Raw genomic sequence first — 20,477 nt, forward strand, 5'->3', positions numbered from 1 at the left:
GACGCCTATTCGGCGCAGCGCTCATGCAAAGGGATACGGGCCGGGGTAATCCCCGATAACGGCGTGGTGCGTGACAAGATTCTTGCCCTGCCACCAATGCAGCTGGTAGCCCGGCGGTTCCATGATGTATTGCAGCGTCGGACGGGGCCCGAGCTCCAGCGCCAACTGGTGCGCGGTGCCGGGGCAGGTTGAGGCGATGGTGCCGCCAAAGCGCTGGAAGATCGTGCGGTGCAAATGGCCGCACAACACGCGTTCGACGTTGGGAAAGCGCGACACGATGCGCTCCAGTTCCGGTGCGCCGGCCAACAGGCCGATGTCGTCCATGTGTTCAATGCCGGTCAGGAAAGGCGGATGGTGCATCACCACCAGCGTGGGGCGGTCGGGTTGTTCAGCCAGACGCGCCGCCAGCCAGTCCAGTCGGTCCTGGCAAAGCTCGCCATGGCTTTTCATTGGCACCACGGTGTCCAGCGCCAGCAAGCGCAGCGGATAGGTCTCGATCGCGTATTGGATGAACGGGCCGCCGCCTTGCAGGTAAGCATGATCGGGAAATGCCGCGCGTAGCTCCGCGCGATCGTCATGGTTGCCCGGCAGCAGAAAATACGGAATCTCCAGCGCGCTCAGGTGGTCGCGCAGTACCTGGTATTCATGCGGGCGGCCCAGGTCGGTCAAGTCGCCCGTGATCAGCACGCAGTCGGGGCGCGGTGTCAGCGCGTTCAACGCGTCTATGGCCGGCGCGAGGAACGCCGCGGGGTCAATGACGCCGTAGGCCTTGTCGCCCGGGGTGCGCATGTGCAGGTCGGTGATTTGTGCGATGAGCATGATGCGTGCGGTGTGTGGGGTTTGGATGAAAGCCGCGGAATGTCGTCAGTGAAATCCGGTCAACGACGCACGGAAGCCGCGGTGCCGCCGACCACGATGCAATGCGGCAGGCGGTTCGATTGCGGCGGCTGGCCGTGAATTTGCGCCAGCAGGTTCGAGCACGCTGTCTGCCCGATGCCGTCGCTGGGTTGCGCCACGGTGGTCAGCGGCGGGGTCAGCAAGGCGCCAAAGCGCATGCCGTCAAAGCCGCAGACCGAAATATCGCTGGGCACGCGCAGCCCCAACGCCACCAGGTCGGCGATGACGGCGGTTGCCAACAGGTCGTTCGAGCAGAACAGCGCGGTGGGCGCCTGCTTGCCTCGCAGCGCGGCCTTGAGCACGTCGGCGTCGCTGCCGGTATGCGAGCTCATGGCGATGTGCTGCACGGTGTCCAGGTTCAGCTTCTTGGCGCAGGCGCGCGCGCCCATCAGCCGGCGGCGCGCACGGTCGGACGCGGTCAAGGGGCCGGTCACCAGCGCAATGCGGCGGTGCCCCAGTGCGGCCAGGTGCGCAACCATGTCACTGGCCGCGGCGCGATTGTCGACAGAGGCAAACGGGTGAGTGGACGACTCGTTATAGACGAGCACGTAGGGCATGCCGGCGCTGTCCAGATCGTCCAGCGTGGCGCTTTTGTTCACGTCGGCAACGGTAAGAATCAAGCCATCCACCTGATGGTCCATCAAGCCTTGCACTGCCGCCGATTCAACGGCCGGGTCATAGCCGGTGGCGGTCAGCATGACGCTGTAGCCGGATTCTCGCGCCCGCCGTTCCGCGCCTTCGAAGCATTCGGCAAAGACGGGATTGGACAAGGTGGGCAGAATCAAACCTATGGTGCGGGTGCTGCCCGACCGCAGGCTGCGGCCCACGCGGTTGGGCCTGAAACCGGCGCGCTTGGCCACGTTGCGGATGTGCGCCAGCGTGTCGGGATGCACGATCTCGGGCTGGTTGAACGCGCGCGAAACCGTCGCCGGCGAAACACCTGCCTTGCGAGCCACTTCAATAATGGAAAAGCGGGGCGACGGGCGCGTAGCCATATCTGAATTACTGCCGATTTACTGAAAACGATTTCATCTTACAAGACAAATATGACCTTTGTGTTGCACGGGTTTGCGCTATGCTGACGTGAACGCAACAACACAAAGCCAGGGCGCGGCGTAGTCGGTTTACCCGGGAAAACACGGTGTTTTCGGTGTTTTTCCCAATTGACGCGACGCGCACAATGGTTGGGATCGGTCCGCAGAAATCGCGTGGCGACAATGCCTCGCGGCAAGCAGGACAGACCCTCGGTCAAGGGGACCGGGTGCGCAGTCAGTAGCCACGCCATGCGCGGCGCCGGGATAGAGGAACAGGAAATGTCTACAGCCTTGAACAGACTTGGCGCGCTTGAAGCCGCGCGCAAGCTGCAACGGCGCGAGTTGACCGCGGTGCAACTGGTGCGGGCCTGTTTTGCCCGCATCGAGCAGCGCGAGAACACCATCCATGCATGGACGGCGCTGCAGAAGCAAGCGGCGCTGGAGCACGCGCAGGCCTTGGATGAAGGCGCCTTGCGCGGCCCCTTGCACGGGCTGCCCATTGGCGTGAAAGACCTGTTCGACACCTTCGATCTGCCCACCCGTTATGGCTCTCCCATTTACGAACGCCACCGTCCCGGCCTGGATGCGGCTTCGGTGGCGCTTTGCCGTGGCGCGGGCGCCGTGGTGGTGGGCAAGACCGTCACGACCGAATTCGCCACCTACCAGGCGGGCCCTACGCGAAATCCGCGCAACGAAGCCTATACGCCGGGCGGCTCGTCCAGCGGTTCAGCGGCCGCTGTCGCTGACGACATGGTGCCCTTCGCGCTGGGGTCGCAAACGGCGGGCTCGATCATTCGTCCGGCGTCGTACTGCGGCATCGTGGGCTTCAAGCCTTCCTTTGGTGCGATTCCGCGCGCGGGGGTAAAGAGCCTGGCCGAATCGTTGGACACCGTTGGTGGATTCGCGCGCTCGGTGCCGGACGTGGCGTTGTTCGCCTCGGTCATGATGCGCGATGCGCGCATGCTGGACTTGTCCTACGACGCCAAGCCGCGCATCGGCATGTGCCGCACGCTGCAATGGCGGCATGCGCACGCGGAAACCAAGGAAGCTTTCGCGCAGGCCGCGGCCACGCTGTCGCGCGCCGGCGCCGTGGTGCAAGAGGTGCCGCTGCCCGCGCAGGATTGCATGCTGGTGCAGTTGCACGCCGACATCATGGCGTTCGAAGCCTCGCAGTCGCTGGCCTACGAACGCCTGCAACACGCCAGCCAGCTCAGTCCGAAGATTCAGGCGGTGCTGGAAGCGGGGTCACAGATCACGGCTGAACAACACATCAGAAATCTGGCGCGGGCCGAAGAATCGCGTGCCCGCGTGAACAGCTGGTTCGACGACTACGACGTGGTGCTGGCGCCCAGCGCCGCTGGCGAAGCCCCGTTCGCCGACTTGGGCACGGGCGACCCGCAGTTCTCGCGTCCCTGGACGCTATTTGGCCTGCCCTGCTTGAACCTGCCCTTTGCCACCGGCCCGCAAGGCCTGCCCGTTGGGCTGCAGTTGATCGGGCAACGCTACGAAGACTACCGCGCGCTGGCAATCGGCGCCTGGGTCCATGAGCGGTTGCTGGAGGCCAACGCACCCGATATCGGTGCGTCCGATATGTGGCCGCGCGGTTGAACGCTATTCGGACTGTGTTGAGCGGAAAGCAGAAAGCCCGCCGATAAGGCGGGCTCTGTTTTGCCGGGTGCGCCAAAGAGAGGTGTGTCTTTGGGTGGTGGCCAGCCCATGTTTCGGGCTGGCTGTGGGCGTTCAGTGCAGCTTGTGCAGCGGAATCACGCGGCTTCGGTTGCTTCCTGGTCAACGGAGGCCACGGCGCCCGCATTGATGTGACGGTTGACGGCGCTCAGCACGGCCTGGAACGACGCGGTCACGATGTCGCGGTCGATACCCACGCCAAAGCCCGTGCTGGACTCGCCGACGCGCAGTTCCACGTAGGAAGCGGCGCGCGTGCCGGTGCCGGTGCCAATGGCGTGCTCGTGGTAGTCCATGATGCGCACGGGCACGTCCAGCGCGGCAACGAAGGCCGAGATGGCGCCATCGCCCTTACCCGTTACGACCCGGCGTTCGCCGTTGTATTCGAGTTCGGCTTCGATGCTGAAGTGCTGGCCTTCACCCGCCGACGGGTTGCCGTCGATGCGGTGGCGGATCAGCTTCCACGGCGTGTTCTGTTCCAGGTATTCGCGGTTGAAAATCGTGTGCACGTCGTCCGCGGTGACTTCGCTGCCGGTCTCGTCCGTGACGCGCTGGATGGCGCGGCTGAATTCAATTTGCAGGCGGCGCGGCAAGACCAGGCCGTGTTCCTGTTCAAGCAGGTACGACACGCCGCCCTTGCCGGACTGGCTGTTCACGCGGATCACGGCGTCGTAGCTGCGGCCAAGGTCGGCGGGGTCGATGGGCAAGTACGGTACTTCCCAGACGGCGTCGGCCTGTTGCAGCGCAAAGCCCTTCTTGATGGCGTCCTGGTGCGAACCCGAGAACGCCGTGAAGACCAGGTCGCCCGCGTACGGATGGCGCGGGTGCACCGGCAATTGGTTGCAGTATTCGGCGCAACGGCGCACTTCGTCGATGTCCGAGAAGTCCAGGCCCGGATGCACGCCTTGCGTGTACAGGTTCAACGCGAGCGTGACGAGGTCGACGTTGCCGGTGCGTTCGCCGCTGCCGAACAGGCAGCCTTCGATCCGGTCGGCGCCGGCCATCACGGCAAATTCAGCGGCCGCAACTGCCGTGCCGCGATCATTGTGCGGGTGCACGCTAAGCACGATGCTGTCGCGGCGCGCCAGGTTCTTGTGCATCCATTCGATCTGGTCTGCGTACAGGTTGGGGCTGGTCGCCTCAATCGTGGCGGGCAGGTTCAACACCATCTTGTGGTCGGGCGTGGGCTGCCACACATCGGCCACGGCGTCGGAGACTTCCAGCGCGAATTCGGGTTCGGTGGTGCTGAACACTTCGGGCGAATACTCGTAGCTCCATTTGGTTTCGGGGCGCTGCGAGGTGTATTGCTTGATCAGGCGCGTGCCGGTGGTGGCGATGCCCTTGATCTCGTCCTTGGACATGTTGAACACGACCTTGCGGAAGGCCGGCGCGCAGGCGTTGTACATGTGGACGATGGCTTGCTTGGCGCCGGCGGCGGCTTCCACGGTGCGGCTGATCAGGTCTTCACGCGACTGCGTCAACACGATGATGGTGACGTCATCGGGGATGCGCTTTTCGTCGATGAGCTTGCGCACGAAATCGAAGTCGGTCTGCGACGCCGACGGGAAACCCACTTCAATTTCCTTGAAGCCGATTTTCACCAGTTGCTCGAAGAAGCGGAGCTTGCGCTCGACGCTCATCGGTTCGATCAATGCCTGGTTGCCGTCGCGCAAGTCGGTGCTCATCCAGATCGGCGCCTTGGTGATGCGGCGGCTGGGCCAGGTGCGTTCGGAGAAGTCGCGGGTAAAGGGCGCGAAGGGGACGTATTTGGTGGCGGGGTTGGCAAGCATCATTACTACACCTCGATCGGTATCTTTTGAATCCCGTGAGCACTGAGTCTCGGCGGCGCCTGTGACCGGATGACGGTTTTGCGCCAGGGGTTGCCGTGATTAACCGGCAGGATTCACAAATAAATGGGGGAAATCGCGTGTGGCAAACGTGGCTGCCGAGCTACCACGGGGACACTAGGCCCGGCAACCGATCGGTAGGTATAGCGATAGCGCGGCGGCAAAGGACGAGCGAGCGCGCAGGCCGGCGACCGGAGCGGCAAAGCGTCCGGTGGCAATCGCGGGGAGGGTGCGGTAAGCGGCCATAGGGTGCTAGTCAAACATACTTTTTCGACAAGCGCAAACAGAAACTGCCAGGTTGGGGGTCAGCGCGCCGGGCCGATACGCGGTTCGACGTAGCGTTCGGTGCGGGTTTCGCCACGCGGTTCGCGACGGCCCTCATCGCGCGGATCCCGGGCCGGCGGGCTGGCCGATCCGTCCAGAATCTGCGCCTGTTCCGCCACCATGGCGATCTTGCCACTGCGATTGTGGCGAATTTCAGACAATGCGCGGCGCAAGTCGCCTACAGTGAAGGGTTCCTGGCGGTCGCCCCAGGTCCAGCGCAGTACGCCCAGCGACTCTTCAGTCAGATTGGGCGCCAGATCGGCCAGCACGTCGGTGCTCACCGGCGTCGCGGCGCCCGAGGCCAGGCTGGCCGAAAACCAGGCGCGCACGGAGAAGAAGACAATCAGGGTCCAGATGCCGGTGACGACCCACCAGATGTAAGGATTGACCTTCTGCGCCATGTCTTGGGTGGGTTGGCCCAGGGTATGCAGGAAGTCGTAGTTCATGCGCTTGCCGAAATCCAGTATCCACGAGGCAATCAGATACCAAAGGACGACGGCGACGGCGATCACTATCGCGCGCACAACGATTCGGGGTAGCGCCAGTTTGAGCAGGGTCTGGCCGATAAGTCGGCTGTCCTGGCGAACGCTTGCGGGCGAAGTCAGATTCATCATGCAAAATATTGTACCTATGACCCGTCCAATTTTAGAACTGCGACCTGGCCAGCATTTGACGCTGACCCCTCAGCTACAGCAATCGATCCGATTGTTGCAGTTGTCCACGCTCGACCTCGAGGCCGAGATCTCGCAAGTGCTGGCGGACAACCCGCTGCTGGAGCGGGAAGACGACACCCCCGCCGCCGAGGCGCAAGCCGAATCCGAGCGCGAGTCCTCCGTGCAGGACGATGAACCCGCCGTCGAACGAGATTCCCCCGCCGAAGAAATGCCTGGGTCTGGCGGGGTGTATTCGGACGATGATTCCGGCCTGCCCGAGGCGGCGCGCCCCGACACCCTGCGCGAGCACCTGTTGGGCCAACTGATGTTGACGCGGGCCGCCCCGCGCGACGCCGCGCTGGCAGCCCTGCTGATCGACGAGCTGGACGAAAACGGGTATCTGGGATCGCCGCTTGAGGAAATCCTGACGTGGCTACCCGCCGACATGGAACCGGACCTGGACGAATTGCGCGCTGCGCTGTCCTTGTTGCAGTCGTTCGACCCCCCTGGCATCGGTGCGCGCGACATGGCCGACTGCCTGGTGTTGCAGTTGCGCCACCCTGACCTGAGCCGTCTGCCGGAAGCGGCGGACGCATCGGTCCTGGCGTGCGCGCGCGCGATCTGCGCACAGCATCTGCCCGTGCTGGCCACGGGTAACGCCGCCCGTCTGTGCGCCGCCGTGGGCTGTGACGAGGCGACTTTCCGCGCCGCCCATACTCTGATCCTGCGGCTTGAACCCCGCCCCGGTCGCGCCTGGACCGTGCCGGCCGCCGACTACGCCGTGCCCGACGTCATCGTGCGCAAGACCCGGCGCGGCTGGCAGGTCACGCTGAATAGCGCTGCGGTGCCCCGGCTACAGATCAACGGCCTGTATGCGCAGATGCTGGGCAATCAGAAGGAATCCGCGCACGCCGGCTTGCAGACCCAGTTGCAGCAGGCCAGATGGATGATCCGCAACGTGGAGCAGCGCTTTGACACGATCCTGCGGGTGGCCCAGGCGATCGTGGAACGCCAGACTGCGTTCTTCAGTCAAGGGCCATCGGCCATGCGTCCGCTGATCCTGAAAGACATTGCGGGCGAGCTTGGCTTGCACGAATCGACCATTTCACGGGCTACTACGCAGAAGTACATGCTTACTCCGTTTGGTACGCTGGAGCTCAAGCGCTTCTTCGGCACGGGCGTGTCCACGGACGGGGGGGATGCGACTTCCGCCACCGCGGTGCAGACGTTCATCCGCCAAATGGTGGCGGAAGAGAACCGCGCCAAGCCCTTGTCGGATAGCCAGATCATGCAGAAACTGGCCGATCAGGGGATAGTCATCGCCCGCCGGACGGTGGCAAAGTACCGCGAGGCGCTGCGGATTGCCCCCGCCACGCTGCGCAAGGCGCAGGCCAGCGCGCGTTGAAATAGGGGACGATTCCGCGCGGATTCGTCCTTTGTATCAAGGGCTTGCGTGACAATTCCGCTACAACTTTTTTTGGGTGCGGGGCTTGTCATTCGTCGAATAATTTTCGATAATCATTCGCATGTACATTTGCGTATGTAATGCCATCACCGAACGCCAAGTCCGCGCCAGCGTGGACGGTGGCGCGACGACGCTGTCCGACCTGCAATTCGAGCTGGGCGTAGCCACGTGCTGCGGCTGCTGCGCGGCAACCGCCGCCGAATACCTGCCGGGCGGCCGCTGCTCCAGCGTGTGCGACGTTCGCTCCATCGCCGTTCCGGTCAATGCTCCTGCCACGCTGGTTGAGTCGGGCGCGGCTGCCAACAACAGCAGCTTCCCCATTCCGCTGGTCGCCGCGGGCTGAGTATTGCCGTCCCCTTCCGGCTCGCTGAGGTTTCCCAGCGGGCCGCGCTGTTTTTCCTTCCAGATTTCCACTGCTGTTCCTGCAGTTTCTCCCGCTGTTTTCCTGTCGATCCCCTTTTGCCCGCGCCGGGTTGCAAATGCACAACCTGACGGCATCAGCGCGTATGTCGCCGAAAACACCCAGCCTTCCTCTCATTTACCGAGCCCTCGCGCGCAATATCCTGAACGATTGCGGCGTATCGGTGCGCGCAAGGCCGCATATCGCTTGCCTTGTGTGTGCAAGGCATCAAGTACGCATACTCATTCTCATTGGCTTGTCGCTTTCTTGTAGCGGTCCTAAAGCGGTTTACCAAATGCAGAGCAAGGCTAGGCGCGGCCCCGCGGCAGGTGGTAGTCTGCCGGGGTTGCGTACGCGCGGCATCGTGCGCTCCTTTGTCGCGATGCACTCGCGTCGCGCCTGACTGCAAGGAGTCCATTATGAAAGGCGACAAAACCGTCATCCAGTTCTTGAACAAGCAACTGACCAACGAACTGACGGCCATCAACCAATATTTCCTGCATGCTCGCATGCTGAATCACTGGGGCTTCGACAAGCTGGGCAAGCACGAGTACGAAGAGTCCATCGGTGAAATGAAGCATGCGGATCGCCTGATCGCGCGCATCTTCATGCTGGACGGCCTGCCCAACCTGCAAGATCTGCACAAGCTGCTGATCGGTGAAGACGTGCCCGAGCTGCTTGCCTGCGACCTGAAGCTGGAGCAAGCCGCCCACACGACCGTCGTGGAAGCCATTGCCTATTGCGAATCGGTGCGTGACTACGTCTCGCGCGATCTGTTCCAGGACATCCTGGACGACACCGAAGAACACATCGATTATCTGGAAACCCAGATTGAACTGATCGACAAGGTCGGTATCCAGAACTACCTGCAAAGCCAGATGTCCGTGCCCGAGTAATCGGTTCGACAGCAGGCAAGAAAATGGCGCCCCGTGGGGCGCCATTTTCATGGGCGGCGTAAAGAAAATACGGCGTTACTGTGCGCCGAGTTACTGCGGCCGGGCCGGGCATTCGGCCATCGTGCCCCAGGCGCGGTTGGGCGCACAGTACTTGTTGCGCGCATTCCAAGAGCACGAGGGGCGCTCGAAGAAGCCTTGCGTGGCGCAATGGGCCAATTCGCGTTTGAGCGCGTCCTGCCAGCCGGGTACGCCCGGCGCGGGCGATGTGTTGGGCGGGGGCGGAGGCGCCTGGATCATTTGCGACGTGCCGTAGCCGCTGGTTTGCATCTGACCGCCGTTGATGGCGGTAGACGTGCCAGGCACTTGCAGATCCATTGTGGTGACATCCGAAGAGCCTGACGGCAACGGCACTTCCGAGGCCGCCGCGATTTCTCGCGCCTGTTCGGGCGTGATGCGCTCGCGCGAGATCTGCACGGCGGGATCGCTGACGGTGTCGAACAGCGACACCGTGTTGACCTGCCATTCCCGGTCAGCGGGCTTGTCCGGCACGCCCAGCGTGCCGTCAATGCGGGGCTGCGGGGGTTGCGCCACATAAGGGCGTCCGTTGGCGTCCAGCACAGGTTGCTGCGAAGCCGCCGCGTCCTGTCCAGGAGCCGGTGCCGCGGGCGGCGCGTGTGCTACCAGCCAGTCACCCAGTTGAATACCGCCCCAGGCCGACGCGCCAAGCGCGACCAGGAGCGTTGCGAATAATAAGCGCCAAGACATTGCTACCCTCATCTGCCGTGCGGAGCCCGAACGGGCCTACGCCTTGTCCCCGAAAACCTTGCCTCCATGCTCGCGCATGGCATGGAATTTAACCTCGGGATACAGATCCTCGGCTACGCGCAACTGCGCGTGGGAACTGACCAAAAAGGCCGCCGCATCGACGACATCATAGGCGATATGGGCGGCATTGGCATCCATGAACTTGCGCAGCGCTTTCGGGTTTTCAGACGTAATCCAACGTGCCATTGTGTAGCGCGAAGGCAGCATCCGGGCGTCCGCGCCGTACTCGGTTTTGAGGCGGTGAGCGACCACTTCAAACTGCAATTGGCCGATGGCGCCCAGCAGCAACGAGCCGCCGGCGGCCTCGGGGCGGAACACCTGAATGGCGCCCTCTTCGCCCAGTTGGGTCAGGCCGGTGCGCAGTTGCTTGGTGCGCAGCGGGTCCTTCACTTCCACCGCCTGGAACAGTTCAGGCGCGAAGAACGGCAGGCCGGTGAACTGCAGCGTTTCGCCTTCGGTCAGCACGTCGCCCAGTTGCAGCACGCCGTGGTTCGGAATGCCGATCACGTCGCCGGCATAGGCCTCGTCCAGCAGCTCGCGCCGTTGCGACAGGAAAGACACCACATTGTTGGGCCGCATTTCCTTGTTGGTGCGGGCCACCTTCAAACGCATGCCGCGTTCAAAGCGGCCCGAGCTGACGCGCACGAATGCAACGCGGTCGCGGTGGGCCGGGTCCATGTTGGCTTGCACCTTGAACACCACGCCGGTGAACTTGGGTTCCTCCGGCAGCACTTCGCGTTGCAGCGCCATGCGCGGGCCGGGGGGCGGCGCGTGGTCGACCAGCGCATCCAGCACTTCCTGGACGCCGAAGTTATTGATGGCGGACCCGAAGAACACCGGGGTCTGCTTGCCGGCCAGGAACTGATCGCGGTCGAACGGGGGCGCGGCTTCGTTGATGAGCTCGATCTCGCCGCTGGCCTGGTCAAACGCCGAGCCGTAACGGCGGGCGATTTCGGGGTTGCTCAGGCCTTCGATGACGTCGTCATTGTCCGAGCGGCGTTCCTGCCCGGGGCGGAACACGCGCATGCGATCGCGGCGAATGTCGAACACGCCGCCAAAGGCCTTGCCCATGCCGACCGGCCACGAGAACGGCACGGCGTCCATGCCCAGGTGGCCTTCGATTTCAGACAGCAGTTCCAGCGGCTCGCGCACTTCGCGGTCCATCTTGTTGATGAACGTGATGATGGGCGTGTTGCGCGCGCGGCAGACCTGCAGCAGGCGGATCGTCTGCGGTTCGACGCCGTTGGCGGCGTCGATCACCATCAGCGCGGCGTCCACCGCCGTCAGCACCCGGTAGGTATCTTCCGAGAAGTCCTGGTGGCCCGGGGTGTCGAGCAGGTTGATGACGCAGTCGCGGTATTCCATCTGCATGACCGACGAGGCCACGGAAATGCCGCGTTGCTTTTCAATTTCCATCCAGTCGGACGAGGCATGGCGCGAGGCTTTGCGCGCCTTGACGCTACCGGCGATCTGAATCGCGCCTGCGAACAGCAAGAGCTTTTCGGTCAGCGTGGTCTTGCCCGCGTCGGGGTGGGAAATGATCGCGAACGTTCGGCGCCGCGCAACTTCGTGAGGGATATTCATGGTCGGGGAGATTGTACTTAACGCCGCTTTTGGAGCCGGCGCGGTACGGCATCGTGCATGAAAAAGCCTTGGGGCACGCGCTGTCGCCAGCGAGCGCGCCAAGGCCCGAAAATTCAGGAATGGCGGCGGAACGACGCCAGGAATACACCAGCCAGAATGAACAGCGACCCAAAAGTGCGGTTCATCCAGCGGATGTGCTTGGCGTCACGCAGCAGGCGCAGCACGCGCGCCGCCAACAACGTATAGACACCCATGGCGACCAGGTCGGTGAAGGCCAGCGTACCGGCCAGCGCCATGTACTGCGGCGTCAGCGCCAACGTGGGGTCCACGAACTGCGGCACCACGGCCAACAGGAACACCGTGCCCTTGGGGTTCATGGTGTTGATCAGGAAGCCGCGCATGACGAGCTCACGGATCGAGGCCTGCTTGGGGTCGCCCGCATCCACCGCGACGGGCGCGGCGTCGGTGCGGATCTGGCGCACGCCCAGGTAGATCAAATACGCCACGCCCAGATACTTGACCACATTGAAGGCCATTTCAGACGTAGCCAGCACCGCGCCCAAGCCCACGGCCACCACGACGAACTGGAACAGGATGCCCAGGATGAGGCCGGCCGTGTTCCAGTAGCCGCGTGCAAAACCGTATTTCAATCCAGATGACATCGCGGAAATCGCGCCCGCCCCGGGTGAGAACGAAATGGCCCAGGAGGCCAGGAAGAACGTCAACCAGGTGGATAAGGTCATGATGGCGCGGGTCCTTGGATCGCAGGATAGAGGTGCCGGGATATTACTCGCTTGGCTTTACTTGCCCAGCAAGGCCGCGCGCGGACGACCCGAGCCGCCATTGCCCGCCGGACGCGGGGCGCCTTCGGGACGGCGGGGGGCCTGCTGCGGACGGCTTTCGCCGCGACCAGCGTGAGCCGGACGGTCAGCGGGCTTGCCATCGCGTTGGCCACCGTTGCCACGGCCCTCGCCGCCGGCGCGAGCCGGTGCGGGGGCGCGGCCACCGGTGGCTGCGCGAGCCTGGCCCTGGGCCGGACGCGAACGGCCGGCGCCAGCGTTGCCGCCGCGGCCGGCGTTACCGCCATTGCCGCCACGACCGCCGTTGCGATTGCCGCCGCGCGGGCTGCGCGCGTCTTCATCGCGTTCCTGGCGTTCAAAGGCGGCGGCGCTGGTGGGCGACGGGGTCCAGCCTTCGACCGGCTTGCGCTCGATCGTCTTCTTGATCAGGCGTTCGATGTCTTTCAACAGCTTGATTTCGCTGTTGTCGACCAACGAGACGGCCGCGCCCGTGGCGCCGGCACGGCCGGTACGGCCGATACGGTGCACATAGTCTTCCGGCACGTTCGGCAGTTCAAAGTTCACCACCTGGGGAAGCTGGTCGATGTCCAGGCCACGGGCGGCGATGTCGGTCGCCACCAGCACCGTCACGGTGCTGTCCTTGAAGCCGGCCAGCGCGCGGGTGCGGGCCGATTGGCTCTTGTTGCCGTGGATGGCGGCGGCGGTCAGGCCGTCCTTGACCAGCTTTTCAGCCAGGCGGTTGGCGCCGTGCTTGGTGCGCGTGAACACCAGCACCTGATGCCAGCCGCTTTCACGGATGATGTGGCTGATCAGGTCGCGCTTGTGATGCTGTTCCACCATGTGCACCGTCTGGGTGACCAGTTCGGTGGCGGTGTTGCGCGGGGTGACGGACACTTCGCCCGGATTGTTCAGCACGCCGCGCGCCAGGGTACGGATTTCGTCCGAGAACGTGGCGGAGAACAGCAGGTTCTGGCGTTGCTTGGGCAGCAGGGCAAGAATCTTGCGGATGTCGCGGATGAAGCCCATGTCCAGCATGCGGTCGGCTTCGTCCAGCACCAGGATTTCGACGCCGGACAGGTCCACCGTCTTCTGGCCGCAATGGTCCAGCAAACGGCCCGGCGTGGCCACCAGGATGTCCAGCGGCTTGCGCAGCGCGGAGATCTGGGGGTTGATATTGACGCCGCCAAACATCACCATGGACGTCAGCGAGGTGTATTTGCCGTAGGTCTGCACCGATTCGGCCACCTGCGCGGTCAGTTCGCGCGTCGGGGTCAGGATCAGGCAACGGGGGCGGCCGGGCTTGCGCGCTTCCGGCTTTTGCTGCATCAGCAAATGCAGGATGGGCAGCGTGAAACCGGCGGTCTTGCCGGTGCCGGTCTGGGCGGCGGCGAGCAAATCGCCACCTTTCAAAACTTGGGGAATCGCCTGGGCTTGAATAGGCGTGGGTGCGGTGTAGCCGGTATCGGCAATGGCGCGCAACAGGGAATCAGCCAGCCCGAGGTCGGCGAAAGGGGAAGAGGTAGTCAAAACAACTCCAGCGGCAGCCCGTCGCTCAAGTTGAGAGACTCCAATCCAGGCGGACGAATAAGGAGAAAAGGGAAGCGCCCTGATGGGCGAAGCTTGGCAGCGAAGGGCCATAGCGGACGTGTGCAGATTGGCAAAGCACACTCGGCGATTGTAGCTGATGTGGCGGTGCAGCAGCGGATTGCTTTACCGGTGCTGTATTGCGAAGTAACAAATTGCAGCGTATCAGAACGAAATACGTGTTTTCCCTAGGGCGCACTCCCTATAATCGCTGCGCATCTATCCATTCAAAGAAATAAAGGGTCGCTATGAAGAAATCGGCATTAGTGGGCGTCGTGGTTGTTCTGGGCGCGGTGTGGACCGGCACGGCCTGGTACACGGGCCAAAAGGCCGAGGCGTTCGTCAACCAATCCATCGGCGACGCCAACGTTGAACTCAAGAAGTTCAGCGACCAATGGGGCATTGCTACCAGCGCGGAATTGATGTCGTTCGAGCGCGGTGTGTTCTCGTCCACCGCGCGCTACCGCGTCAAGTTCACCATGCCCGCCGCCGAGGGCAAGCCCGCCCAAGAGCGCGACGTGGTGTTCGTGGAGCATTTGTCCCATGGCCCCCTGCCGCTGTCGAACCTGAAGTCGGGTTCTTTCGCGCCGGCCATGGTCGCCAGCGACTTTGCGTTGGAAGAGACCCCCACCGTCAAGGAATGGTTTGCCGCCACCAAGGGCGCGGTGCCGCTGTCGGGCCACTACAGCGTCAGCTACGGCAAGGACATCACCGGCAAGTTCAACATGGCGCCCGCCGAAGTCACCAAGGACACCACCAGCCTGTCGTTTTCGGGCATGACGGGTAACTTCGACTACACGATCGACACCAAGCACGGCATCTTCGACCTGAAGACCGACAAGCTGGTGCTGGCCGGCCAGAGCGAAAACAGCGACGTCGTCAACATGACCCTGCAAGGCATTGCGCTGACCAGCGACATGACGCCGGCGGCCAACGACATGTACGTGGGCACCCAGAAGCTGACGTTGAAGGACTGGACGATCACCTCCAAGGAAAAGCCGCCCGTCCAGTTCAAGGACACGTCGATTGCCGTCGACATGACCGAAACCGGTTCGGCCATGGGCGCGAAGATGGACCTGGATTTCGGCATGATCAACGTGCAGGCAAAGGACGTGGCCGGCATGAAGCTGAGCCTTGACGTGCAGAAGCTGGACTCCAAGGCGTTCAAGGCGCTGAACGACGTCTACGAAGCCGCTTCGCGCCGCATGATGCAAAGCAACGGCGAAGAGCAGGTGCCGGAATTCACGCCTGAAGAGCAGCAGGTCATCAAGGCCAATGTGGAACAGATCCTGGCGGGCAACCCCACGCTGGCTGTGTCGCCGCTGGAAGTGCGCACCGCCAACGGCACGTCCACGTTCAACCTGAATCTGGATTTTGCCAAGCCCGCGTCCATGGACGGTGAAATCGCCGATACGTTGACGCAAGCCGTAAGCAAGCTGAACGCCAAGTTGGTGCTGTCCAAGGGCAACCTGGGTGACCTGATGGCCATCGAGCCGCAAATGCGCGGCGTGCCGGCCGAACAAGCCGTGCAAACCGCCAAGGGCCAAGCCGAAATGGTCGCCACCATGGCCACTGCCATGGGCATGGCCAAGGTCGAGGACAACAACATCGTTACCTACGTGAATTACGCTGACGGCCAAGTCGACTTCAACGGCAAGAAGATGCCGGTTGAACAGTTCCTGATGATGGTCATGAGCGGCGCGATGGGTGGCGCGCGTTAAGCGCGTGGTGACCCCGCGGCGCCGATAAGCATCGGCGCCGTCGCGTAAAGACTGCTGCGCCGTAAAGGCGTGGCAGTTTTTTTTTGGGCTTGGCGATTCCATCAAAACAAGAAAAATCTCGGAATCCGTATGAGCCGGACATGCGGAGTCACGTCCGCACATGCCCGGCGGGCATCCCGATAACGGTTGCTGTCCATACTGTGACCTCAGGTCATCGGGGATGGAATCATGAAGAAAACAGGGATTGCAGGCGTGCTGGGATTGGCTCTTGGCGCGACGGTCACCGGGGCGGCCTGGTACACAGGCAAACAGGCGCAAAGCGATCTGGACCAGACGCTGGGACAGATCAACGGCGCGTTGCAGGCATTGGGCGCATGGGGCGGCCAAGCCGTGCCCGTCATTGAGCTGATGGCATCCGAGCGTGGCGTTTTCTCGACTACGCGGCGATACCGGTTGACGTTGGCGCCCGCCGCGGGGGGACGGGTCAGGCTCAAGAGCTCGAGTTTGTCGAAACGCTGGACCACGGCCCGTTTCCGCTTCAACGCCTGAAGGCGGGAAGGTATGCGCCGGCGATGGTGGCGGGCCGCATTCGCTTGGAAGATTCCGCGTTCGTCAAAGATTGGTTTGCCGCCGCCAATGGCAAAGTGCCGGTGTCGGGCGAATACGACATTGATTACAGCAAGCAGTATTCGGCCCGCTTCGACGCAACGGTGATGGCGCTGCAACAAGGCACGGCCATCATCCAGGCCTGGAACCTGACGGGCAACGTTGCCTACTCCGCCGCCCGGCAACGCGGGGTTGCGCAGTGGCGCGCGGACAAGCTGCTGGTGTTGGGGCATCGGCATCCGTCTTCAAGCTTTGAGCTGATCGCGCCGAGCTGGCGCCAGGAACTGACCCGCATGCCGGCCGGCGCGTTTGCCACACAACAAAAGCTGTCGTTCACAACGGCTACATTGACCGAGCATGGCCAACCCCTATGGGTGGCGAAGGACACGGCTCTTGCCTTGGACGCCGCGCGAACCGGCCGTCTTTGGGCCATCGACGCAAATGTTGATATCGGCGCGTTGAAGGGCCGGGAAACGGGGAATGAAACCGTCGGCCTGCAATGGGCCGCAGCCGTCAAGAACTGGGATCAGCACGCTTTCAAGGCCCTGGTCGATACCTCTCTGACCTTGGCTGACCGCGCCGGTGAAACGGAATATGGGGCGGGTGCGCAGCAATTGATGGCGTCGATGGCGCTGTATCTTCAGCAGTTTCTTGCCCGCAGGCCCACCCTGTCCTCGTCGCTGACGGTGCGCTCGGCGTCGAACACATCCGCCCTGAAGCTGGACCTTGGCCTGGCCCCGGCCGACCCTACGCAGCCGCAGCTTCAGATTCCCTTGCTTGGCATGCTGAAGACGCTGGATTTCAGCATGGCGCTATCCAAGCCCATGCTGCGCGACGTGATCGCTCTGCGGCAGCGTCCGCCTGGCGTAGAGGTTCCGCTGCGCATCCGCAAGACGATGGCGGCAAAGCAGGTCGACACTATTGCGGATGCGCTGCGTGAAAAGGGGCTGGCCAGCATTGACGGCGACGCCATACTGGCCCGTGTGAGCCTGGCTGACGGCTTGGTGGAAGCCAACGGCGCCGTCATGCCATTGGATACGTTCCTGGGCCGGCTTGGCGGCATGCTCGATCTTGGGACTTGAGGCTTGGCCTTCCACCCTATCCATGTCCGTTCATGATGGGCATCGTTGCCGGCACCTGACTCCGACCGCTTCATCGTGCCTTCCTGGGCTCGGGGCGCACCGAATTACATCGGCAGTGCGCCCGCCGCCAATTCGCCATTGCGCAGCACCGCCACATGAAAACGCTTGTCGGCCGCCTTCAGGATGTCTTCTGTCGGGTCGCCCTGCACCAGCAGCAGATCAGCGACCTTGCCGTCGGCGATGGCGCCGTGTTCCGTCAGGCCCATCAGGTCGTGGCCGCGTGAGGTGCCGGCAATCAGCGCATCGATGGGCGTCATGCCAAATTCCACCATGTAGGCCAGCTCCATGGCGTTTTCGCCATGCAGGTTGAAGGGCGTGCCCGCGTCCGTGCCCAGCGCGATGCGGCCGCCAGCCTTGTAGTACATCTGGAACGACTCACGATGCCGCTGTTCAACGGCGCGCGCCTTTTCCACCGCGTAGGCGGGGATGCCGTTGTCGGCGTTGGCGATGATGTTGCGCACCGCCGCGATGGTGGGTACCAGATAGGTTTCGGCTTCCAGCATTTCGCGCAGGCAATCGTCGTCCATGAAGATGCCGTGTTCGATGGAATCAATGCCTGCGCGCACCGCGTTCAGAATGCCCTGCGTGCCTTGTGCATGGCTGGCCGTGCTTTTGCGAAAGCGCTTGGCTTCGTGCACGCCCGCCTTCAATTCGTCGAAGCTGTAGTGCGCGTCCATCGGGCTCACGCCCGGTGTCATGACGCCGCCCGTGGCCATGATCTTCACGAGATCGCAGCCGGCGTGCACTTGTTCACGCACGGCCTTGATGACGTCTTCACAGCCGTCGGCGACGCGGCCAATGCGGTTGCCGTGTCCGCCCGTCATGCAGATGATGCGGCCAGACGCCTTGATGGTGGGGCCGGGAAAAACGCCGCGCGCAATCGCGTCGCGCACGCCGAATTCCAGGTAGTCCTTGCCGCCACAGTCGCGCAATGCCGTGACGCCGCCGCGCAAGCTAGCTTGTGCGTTCTCCAGTGCGGTCAGCGTGATCTGCGCCGGCCCCTGCTTGCTTAATTGCGCATTGGGATCGGCGCCGCCCGTGTAGACCAGATGAACGTGGCAATCCGCCAGGCTGGGCATCAGCGTCATGCCGGTGGTGTTGACCTGCGGACCGGCATAGCCTTCGAACGCGCTCGCGGGCGCCACGCGCGCCACTCGCTTGCCTTCGACCAGCACGCCGTGATCGCGCAATATCTTGCCCTCGCCATCGAATACCTGGCCGCCGATGAACAGGGTCTGTCGTGTCGCCGTCATGTCTCGCTCCGGTTGCGCTCAGGCGTCAGCCTTCCACCACATCCAAGCCTTCACGAGACATGGATTGCAGGCGGGGCATCAGTCCAAGCAAGTGCTGGCTGTACGGATGTTGCGGATGCTCGAACAGGTTTTCAGTTTCCGCCACTTCCAGCAATTCCCCGTAGCGCATCACGCCGACGCGGTCGCACATCTGGCGTATCACTGGCAGGTCGTGGCTGATGAACAGCATGGTCAGGCCCAGTTCTTCCTGCAGGTCTTTCAGCAGGTTCAAAATCTGCGCCTGAATCGAGACGTCCAGCGCGGACGTGGGTTCGTCGCAGATCAGAAAGCGCGGGCGGGTGGCCAATGCGCGGGCGATGCAGATGCGTTGGCGTTGGCCGCCTGAAAATTCGTGCGGGAAGCGTTCGGCGGCGCGGTCGCCCAGACCCACGACGTCAAGCAGGTCGGCGACGATGCGGCGCGCTTCGGCCTCGGATGCCGCCAGCTTATGGAAGCGGATGGGTTCGGCGATGATGTCCAGCACGCGCATGCGCGGGTTCAGCGACGAGAACGGATCCTGGAAAATCATCTGGATCTGCCGCCGGAACGGATTCATCTGCTTTTCGCCTTTCAGCGCGGTCAGGTCCGTGCCGCCGAACGTCACCGAACCTTCCGACGGGGTGTATAAGCCGGATATCAACCGCGCCACCGTGGACTTGCCTGATCCGGACTCGCCCACCAGCCCAAACACCTCGCCTTCGCCAATGGAGAAGTTGACGCGCTTGACCGCGTCCAGCGTGCGCTGGTTGCGTTTGAACAGCGCGCTCTTGAGCACGAAGCGCATCGACAGATCACGCACCTGCACCAGCGGGCCATCCGTCTGCGCGCCGAAGTCGCGCCGCTGGCCCAACCAGTGCGTGGCCAGGTCCAGCGGTTGCGACGGCGTCTTGACGTCCTCGATGTAGGTGACCAGCGGAAAGCGCTTGAGCTTGATGTCCGGACGCGGCACGGCCGAGATCAGGCTGCGTGTGTAGGGGTGGTCGGGGTCGCCCAGGATCTTGGCCGTGGGGCCTTGTTCAACCAGCTTGCCGCGATACAGCACCGCCACGCGGTCGGTCACGTCCGCAATCACGCCCATGTCGTGCGTGATGATGATCATGCCCACCTGCTCTTCGCGGCACAGCTTCTTCAGCAGTTCCAGGATCTGCGCCTGGATGGACACGTCCAGCGCGGTCGTGGGTTCATCGGCAATGATGACTTCGGGTTCGCAGCACAGCGCCAAGGCAATCACCACGCGCTGCCGCATGCCACCCGAAAACTGGTGGGGATATTGCTTGACGCGCAGCTCCGGCTGGTCGATGCCCACTTGCACCAGCAGTTGCACCGCGCGCGTCTTGGCTTCGGCTTGCGTCAGGTTCAGGTGGACCTGCATGGTTTCCACCAACTGGCTTTCCACCGTTTGCAGCGGGTCCAGGGATGTCAGCGGATCCTGGAAAATCATGCCGATGCGGCGTCCGCGCACCTTGCGCTTTTGCGCGGGCGTCAGCGTGTCGATGCGTTCGCCGTTCAGCAGCACCGACCCGCCCGCCAGGCGCCCGGGCGCTTCCAGCAAGCCGATCACTGCGTTACCGATGGTGGATTTGCCAGCGCCGGATTCGCCCACCACCCCCAGGATCTCGCCCTTTTCCAGAGCCAGCGATACGCCGTCCACCGCCACCATCGTGCCGCGGCGGCTGGGGAATTCGATGCGGATGTCTTCTATGTTCAACAGGGCCATGACGTCC

The 20,477-nt window shown here is 63.3% G+C and carries 17 protein-coding genes; 7 read left to right on the forward strand and 10 right to left on the reverse strand.

What is annotated here, in order from left to right:
• Positions 1-21 precede the first annotated feature (21 nt).
• Both ELS24_RS00610 and ELS24_RS00615 read right to left on the reverse strand, forming a co-directional pair.
• Positions 22-819, reverse strand: coding sequence for a phosphodiesterase (locus tag ELS24_RS00610; protein WP_050448869.1), 798 nt, complete (start codon positions 817-819; stop codon positions 22-24).
• Positions 820-878: 59 nt separating this feature from the next.
• Positions 879-1,892, reverse strand: coding sequence for a substrate-binding domain-containing protein (locus tag ELS24_RS00615; RefSeq protein WP_050448870.1), 1,014 nt, complete (start codon positions 1,890-1,892; stop codon positions 879-881).
• A 318-nt stretch (positions 1,893-2,210) separates the two neighbouring features.
• Between ELS24_RS00615 and ELS24_RS00620 the strand changes: the two genes are divergently transcribed.
• On the forward strand, positions 2,211-3,539 hold the full coding sequence (locus tag ELS24_RS00620) for an amidase (RefSeq protein ID WP_127183108.1): 1,329 nt from the start codon (positions 2,211-2,213) through the stop codon (positions 3,537-3,539).
• A 155-nt stretch (positions 3,540-3,694) separates the two neighbouring features.
• Here the strand turns inward: ELS24_RS00620 and leuA are convergent, their stop codons facing one another.
• Both leuA and ELS24_RS00630 read right to left on the reverse strand, forming a co-directional pair.
• Positions 3,695-5,407: a 2-isopropylmalate synthase gene (leuA, locus tag ELS24_RS00625; RefSeq protein ID WP_127183109.1), complete on the reverse strand. Its 1,713-nt coding sequence runs from the start codon at positions 5,405-5,407 to the stop codon at positions 3,695-3,697.
• A 359-nt stretch (positions 5,408-5,766) separates the two neighbouring features.
• Positions 5,767-6,399 carry a hypothetical protein gene (locus tag ELS24_RS00630; protein ID WP_050448873.1) on the reverse strand — a complete coding sequence of 211 codons (633 nt, stop codon included), beginning with the start codon at positions 6,397-6,399 and terminating at the stop codon, positions 5,767-5,769.
• Between ELS24_RS00630 and rpoN the strand changes: the two genes are divergently transcribed.
• The 3 genes from rpoN to bfr all read left to right on the forward strand — a co-directional run bounded on the left by rpoN (position 6,398) and on the right by bfr (position 9,199).
• Positions 6,398-7,843 carry an RNA polymerase factor sigma-54 gene (gene rpoN, locus ELS24_RS00635; protein ID WP_050448874.1) on the forward strand — a complete coding sequence of 482 codons (1,446 nt, stop codon included), beginning with the start codon at positions 6,398-6,400 and terminating at the stop codon, positions 7,841-7,843. The genes ELS24_RS00630 and rpoN overlap by 2 nt on opposite strands.
• 121 nt (positions 7,844-7,964) lie before the next feature.
• Entirely contained in the window at positions 7,965-8,246 is a 282-nt protein-coding gene (locus ELS24_RS00640; RefSeq protein WP_050448875.1) for a (2Fe-2S)-binding protein, read from the forward strand.
• Between the two features lie 476 nt (positions 8,247-8,722).
• Positions 8,723-9,199: a bacterioferritin gene (gene bfr / locus ELS24_RS00645; RefSeq protein WP_050448876.1), complete on the forward strand. Its 477-nt coding sequence runs from the start codon at positions 8,723-8,725 to the stop codon at positions 9,197-9,199.
• Between the two features lie 90 nt (positions 9,200-9,289).
• On the opposite strand, the gene ELS24_RS00650 is transcribed toward bfr, so the two are convergent.
• The 4 genes from ELS24_RS00650 to ELS24_RS00665 form a co-directional block, all read right to left on the reverse strand.
• Positions 9,290-9,976, reverse strand: coding sequence for a hypothetical protein (locus tag ELS24_RS00650; RefSeq protein WP_127183110.1), 687 nt, complete (start codon positions 9,974-9,976; stop codon positions 9,290-9,292).
• 24 nt (positions 9,977-10,000) lie between these two features.
• Complete coding sequence (locus ELS24_RS00655) at positions 10,001-11,608, reverse strand: peptide chain release factor 3 (RefSeq protein WP_050448878.1); 1,608 nt, start codon at positions 11,606-11,608, stop codon at positions 10,001-10,003.
• Positions 11,609-11,721: 113 nt separating this feature from the next.
• A complete protein-coding gene (locus ELS24_RS00660) occupies positions 11,722-12,351 on the reverse strand; it encodes a LysE family translocator (protein WP_127183111.1) in 630 nt (209 codons plus the stop codon).
• Positions 12,352-12,408: 57 nt separating this feature from the next.
• The gene (locus tag ELS24_RS00665; protein ID WP_050448880.1) at positions 12,409-13,935 is read right to left on the reverse strand and encodes a DEAD/DEAH box helicase; all 1,527 of its coding nucleotides are present in this window, start codon (positions 13,933-13,935) and stop codon (positions 12,409-12,411) included.
• Positions 13,936-14,240: 305 nt separating this feature from the next.
• Here ELS24_RS00665 and ELS24_RS00670 point away from each other — a divergent pair, with 305 nt between their 5' ends.
• The 3 genes from ELS24_RS00670 to ELS24_RS00680 all read left to right on the forward strand — a co-directional run bounded on the left by ELS24_RS00670 (position 14,241) and on the right by ELS24_RS00680 (position 17,401).
• A complete protein-coding gene (locus ELS24_RS00670; RefSeq protein WP_127183112.1) occupies positions 14,241-15,713 on the forward strand; it encodes a YdgA family protein in 1,473 nt (490 codons plus the stop codon).
• A 228-nt stretch (positions 15,714-15,941) separates the two neighbouring features.
• On the forward strand, positions 15,942-16,262 hold the full coding sequence (locus ELS24_RS31640; RefSeq protein ID WP_127183113.1) for a DUF945 family protein: 321 nt from the start codon (positions 15,942-15,944) through the stop codon (positions 16,260-16,262).
• Positions 16,229-17,401 carry a DUF945 family protein gene (locus tag ELS24_RS00680; protein ID WP_275066584.1) on the forward strand — a complete coding sequence of 391 codons (1,173 nt, stop codon included), beginning with the start codon at positions 16,229-16,231 and terminating at the stop codon, positions 17,399-17,401. The genes ELS24_RS31640 and ELS24_RS00680 overlap by 34 nt, the downstream gene beginning before the upstream one ends.
• A gap of 104 nt (positions 17,402-17,505) precedes the next feature.
• Here ELS24_RS00680 and ELS24_RS00685 read toward each other — a convergent pair whose 3' ends face one another.
• Positions 17,506-18,714: a metal-dependent hydrolase family protein gene (locus ELS24_RS00685; protein ID WP_127183115.1), complete on the reverse strand. Its 1,209-nt coding sequence runs from the start codon at positions 18,712-18,714 to the stop codon at positions 17,506-17,508.
• A 25-nt stretch (positions 18,715-18,739) separates the two neighbouring features.
• Positions 18,740-20,470 (reverse strand): ABC transporter ATP-binding protein, encoded by a 1,731-nt coding sequence (locus tag ELS24_RS00690; protein WP_050448884.1) that lies wholly within the window; start codon positions 20,468-20,470, stop codon positions 18,740-18,742.
• Positions 20,471-20,477 lie beyond the last annotated feature (7 nt).

This window comes from Achromobacter spanius (genome assembly GCF_003994415.1).
In the GTDB taxonomy this organism is placed as follows: Bacteria; Pseudomonadota; Gammaproteobacteria; order Burkholderiales; family Burkholderiaceae_B; genus Achromobacter; species Achromobacter spanius_C.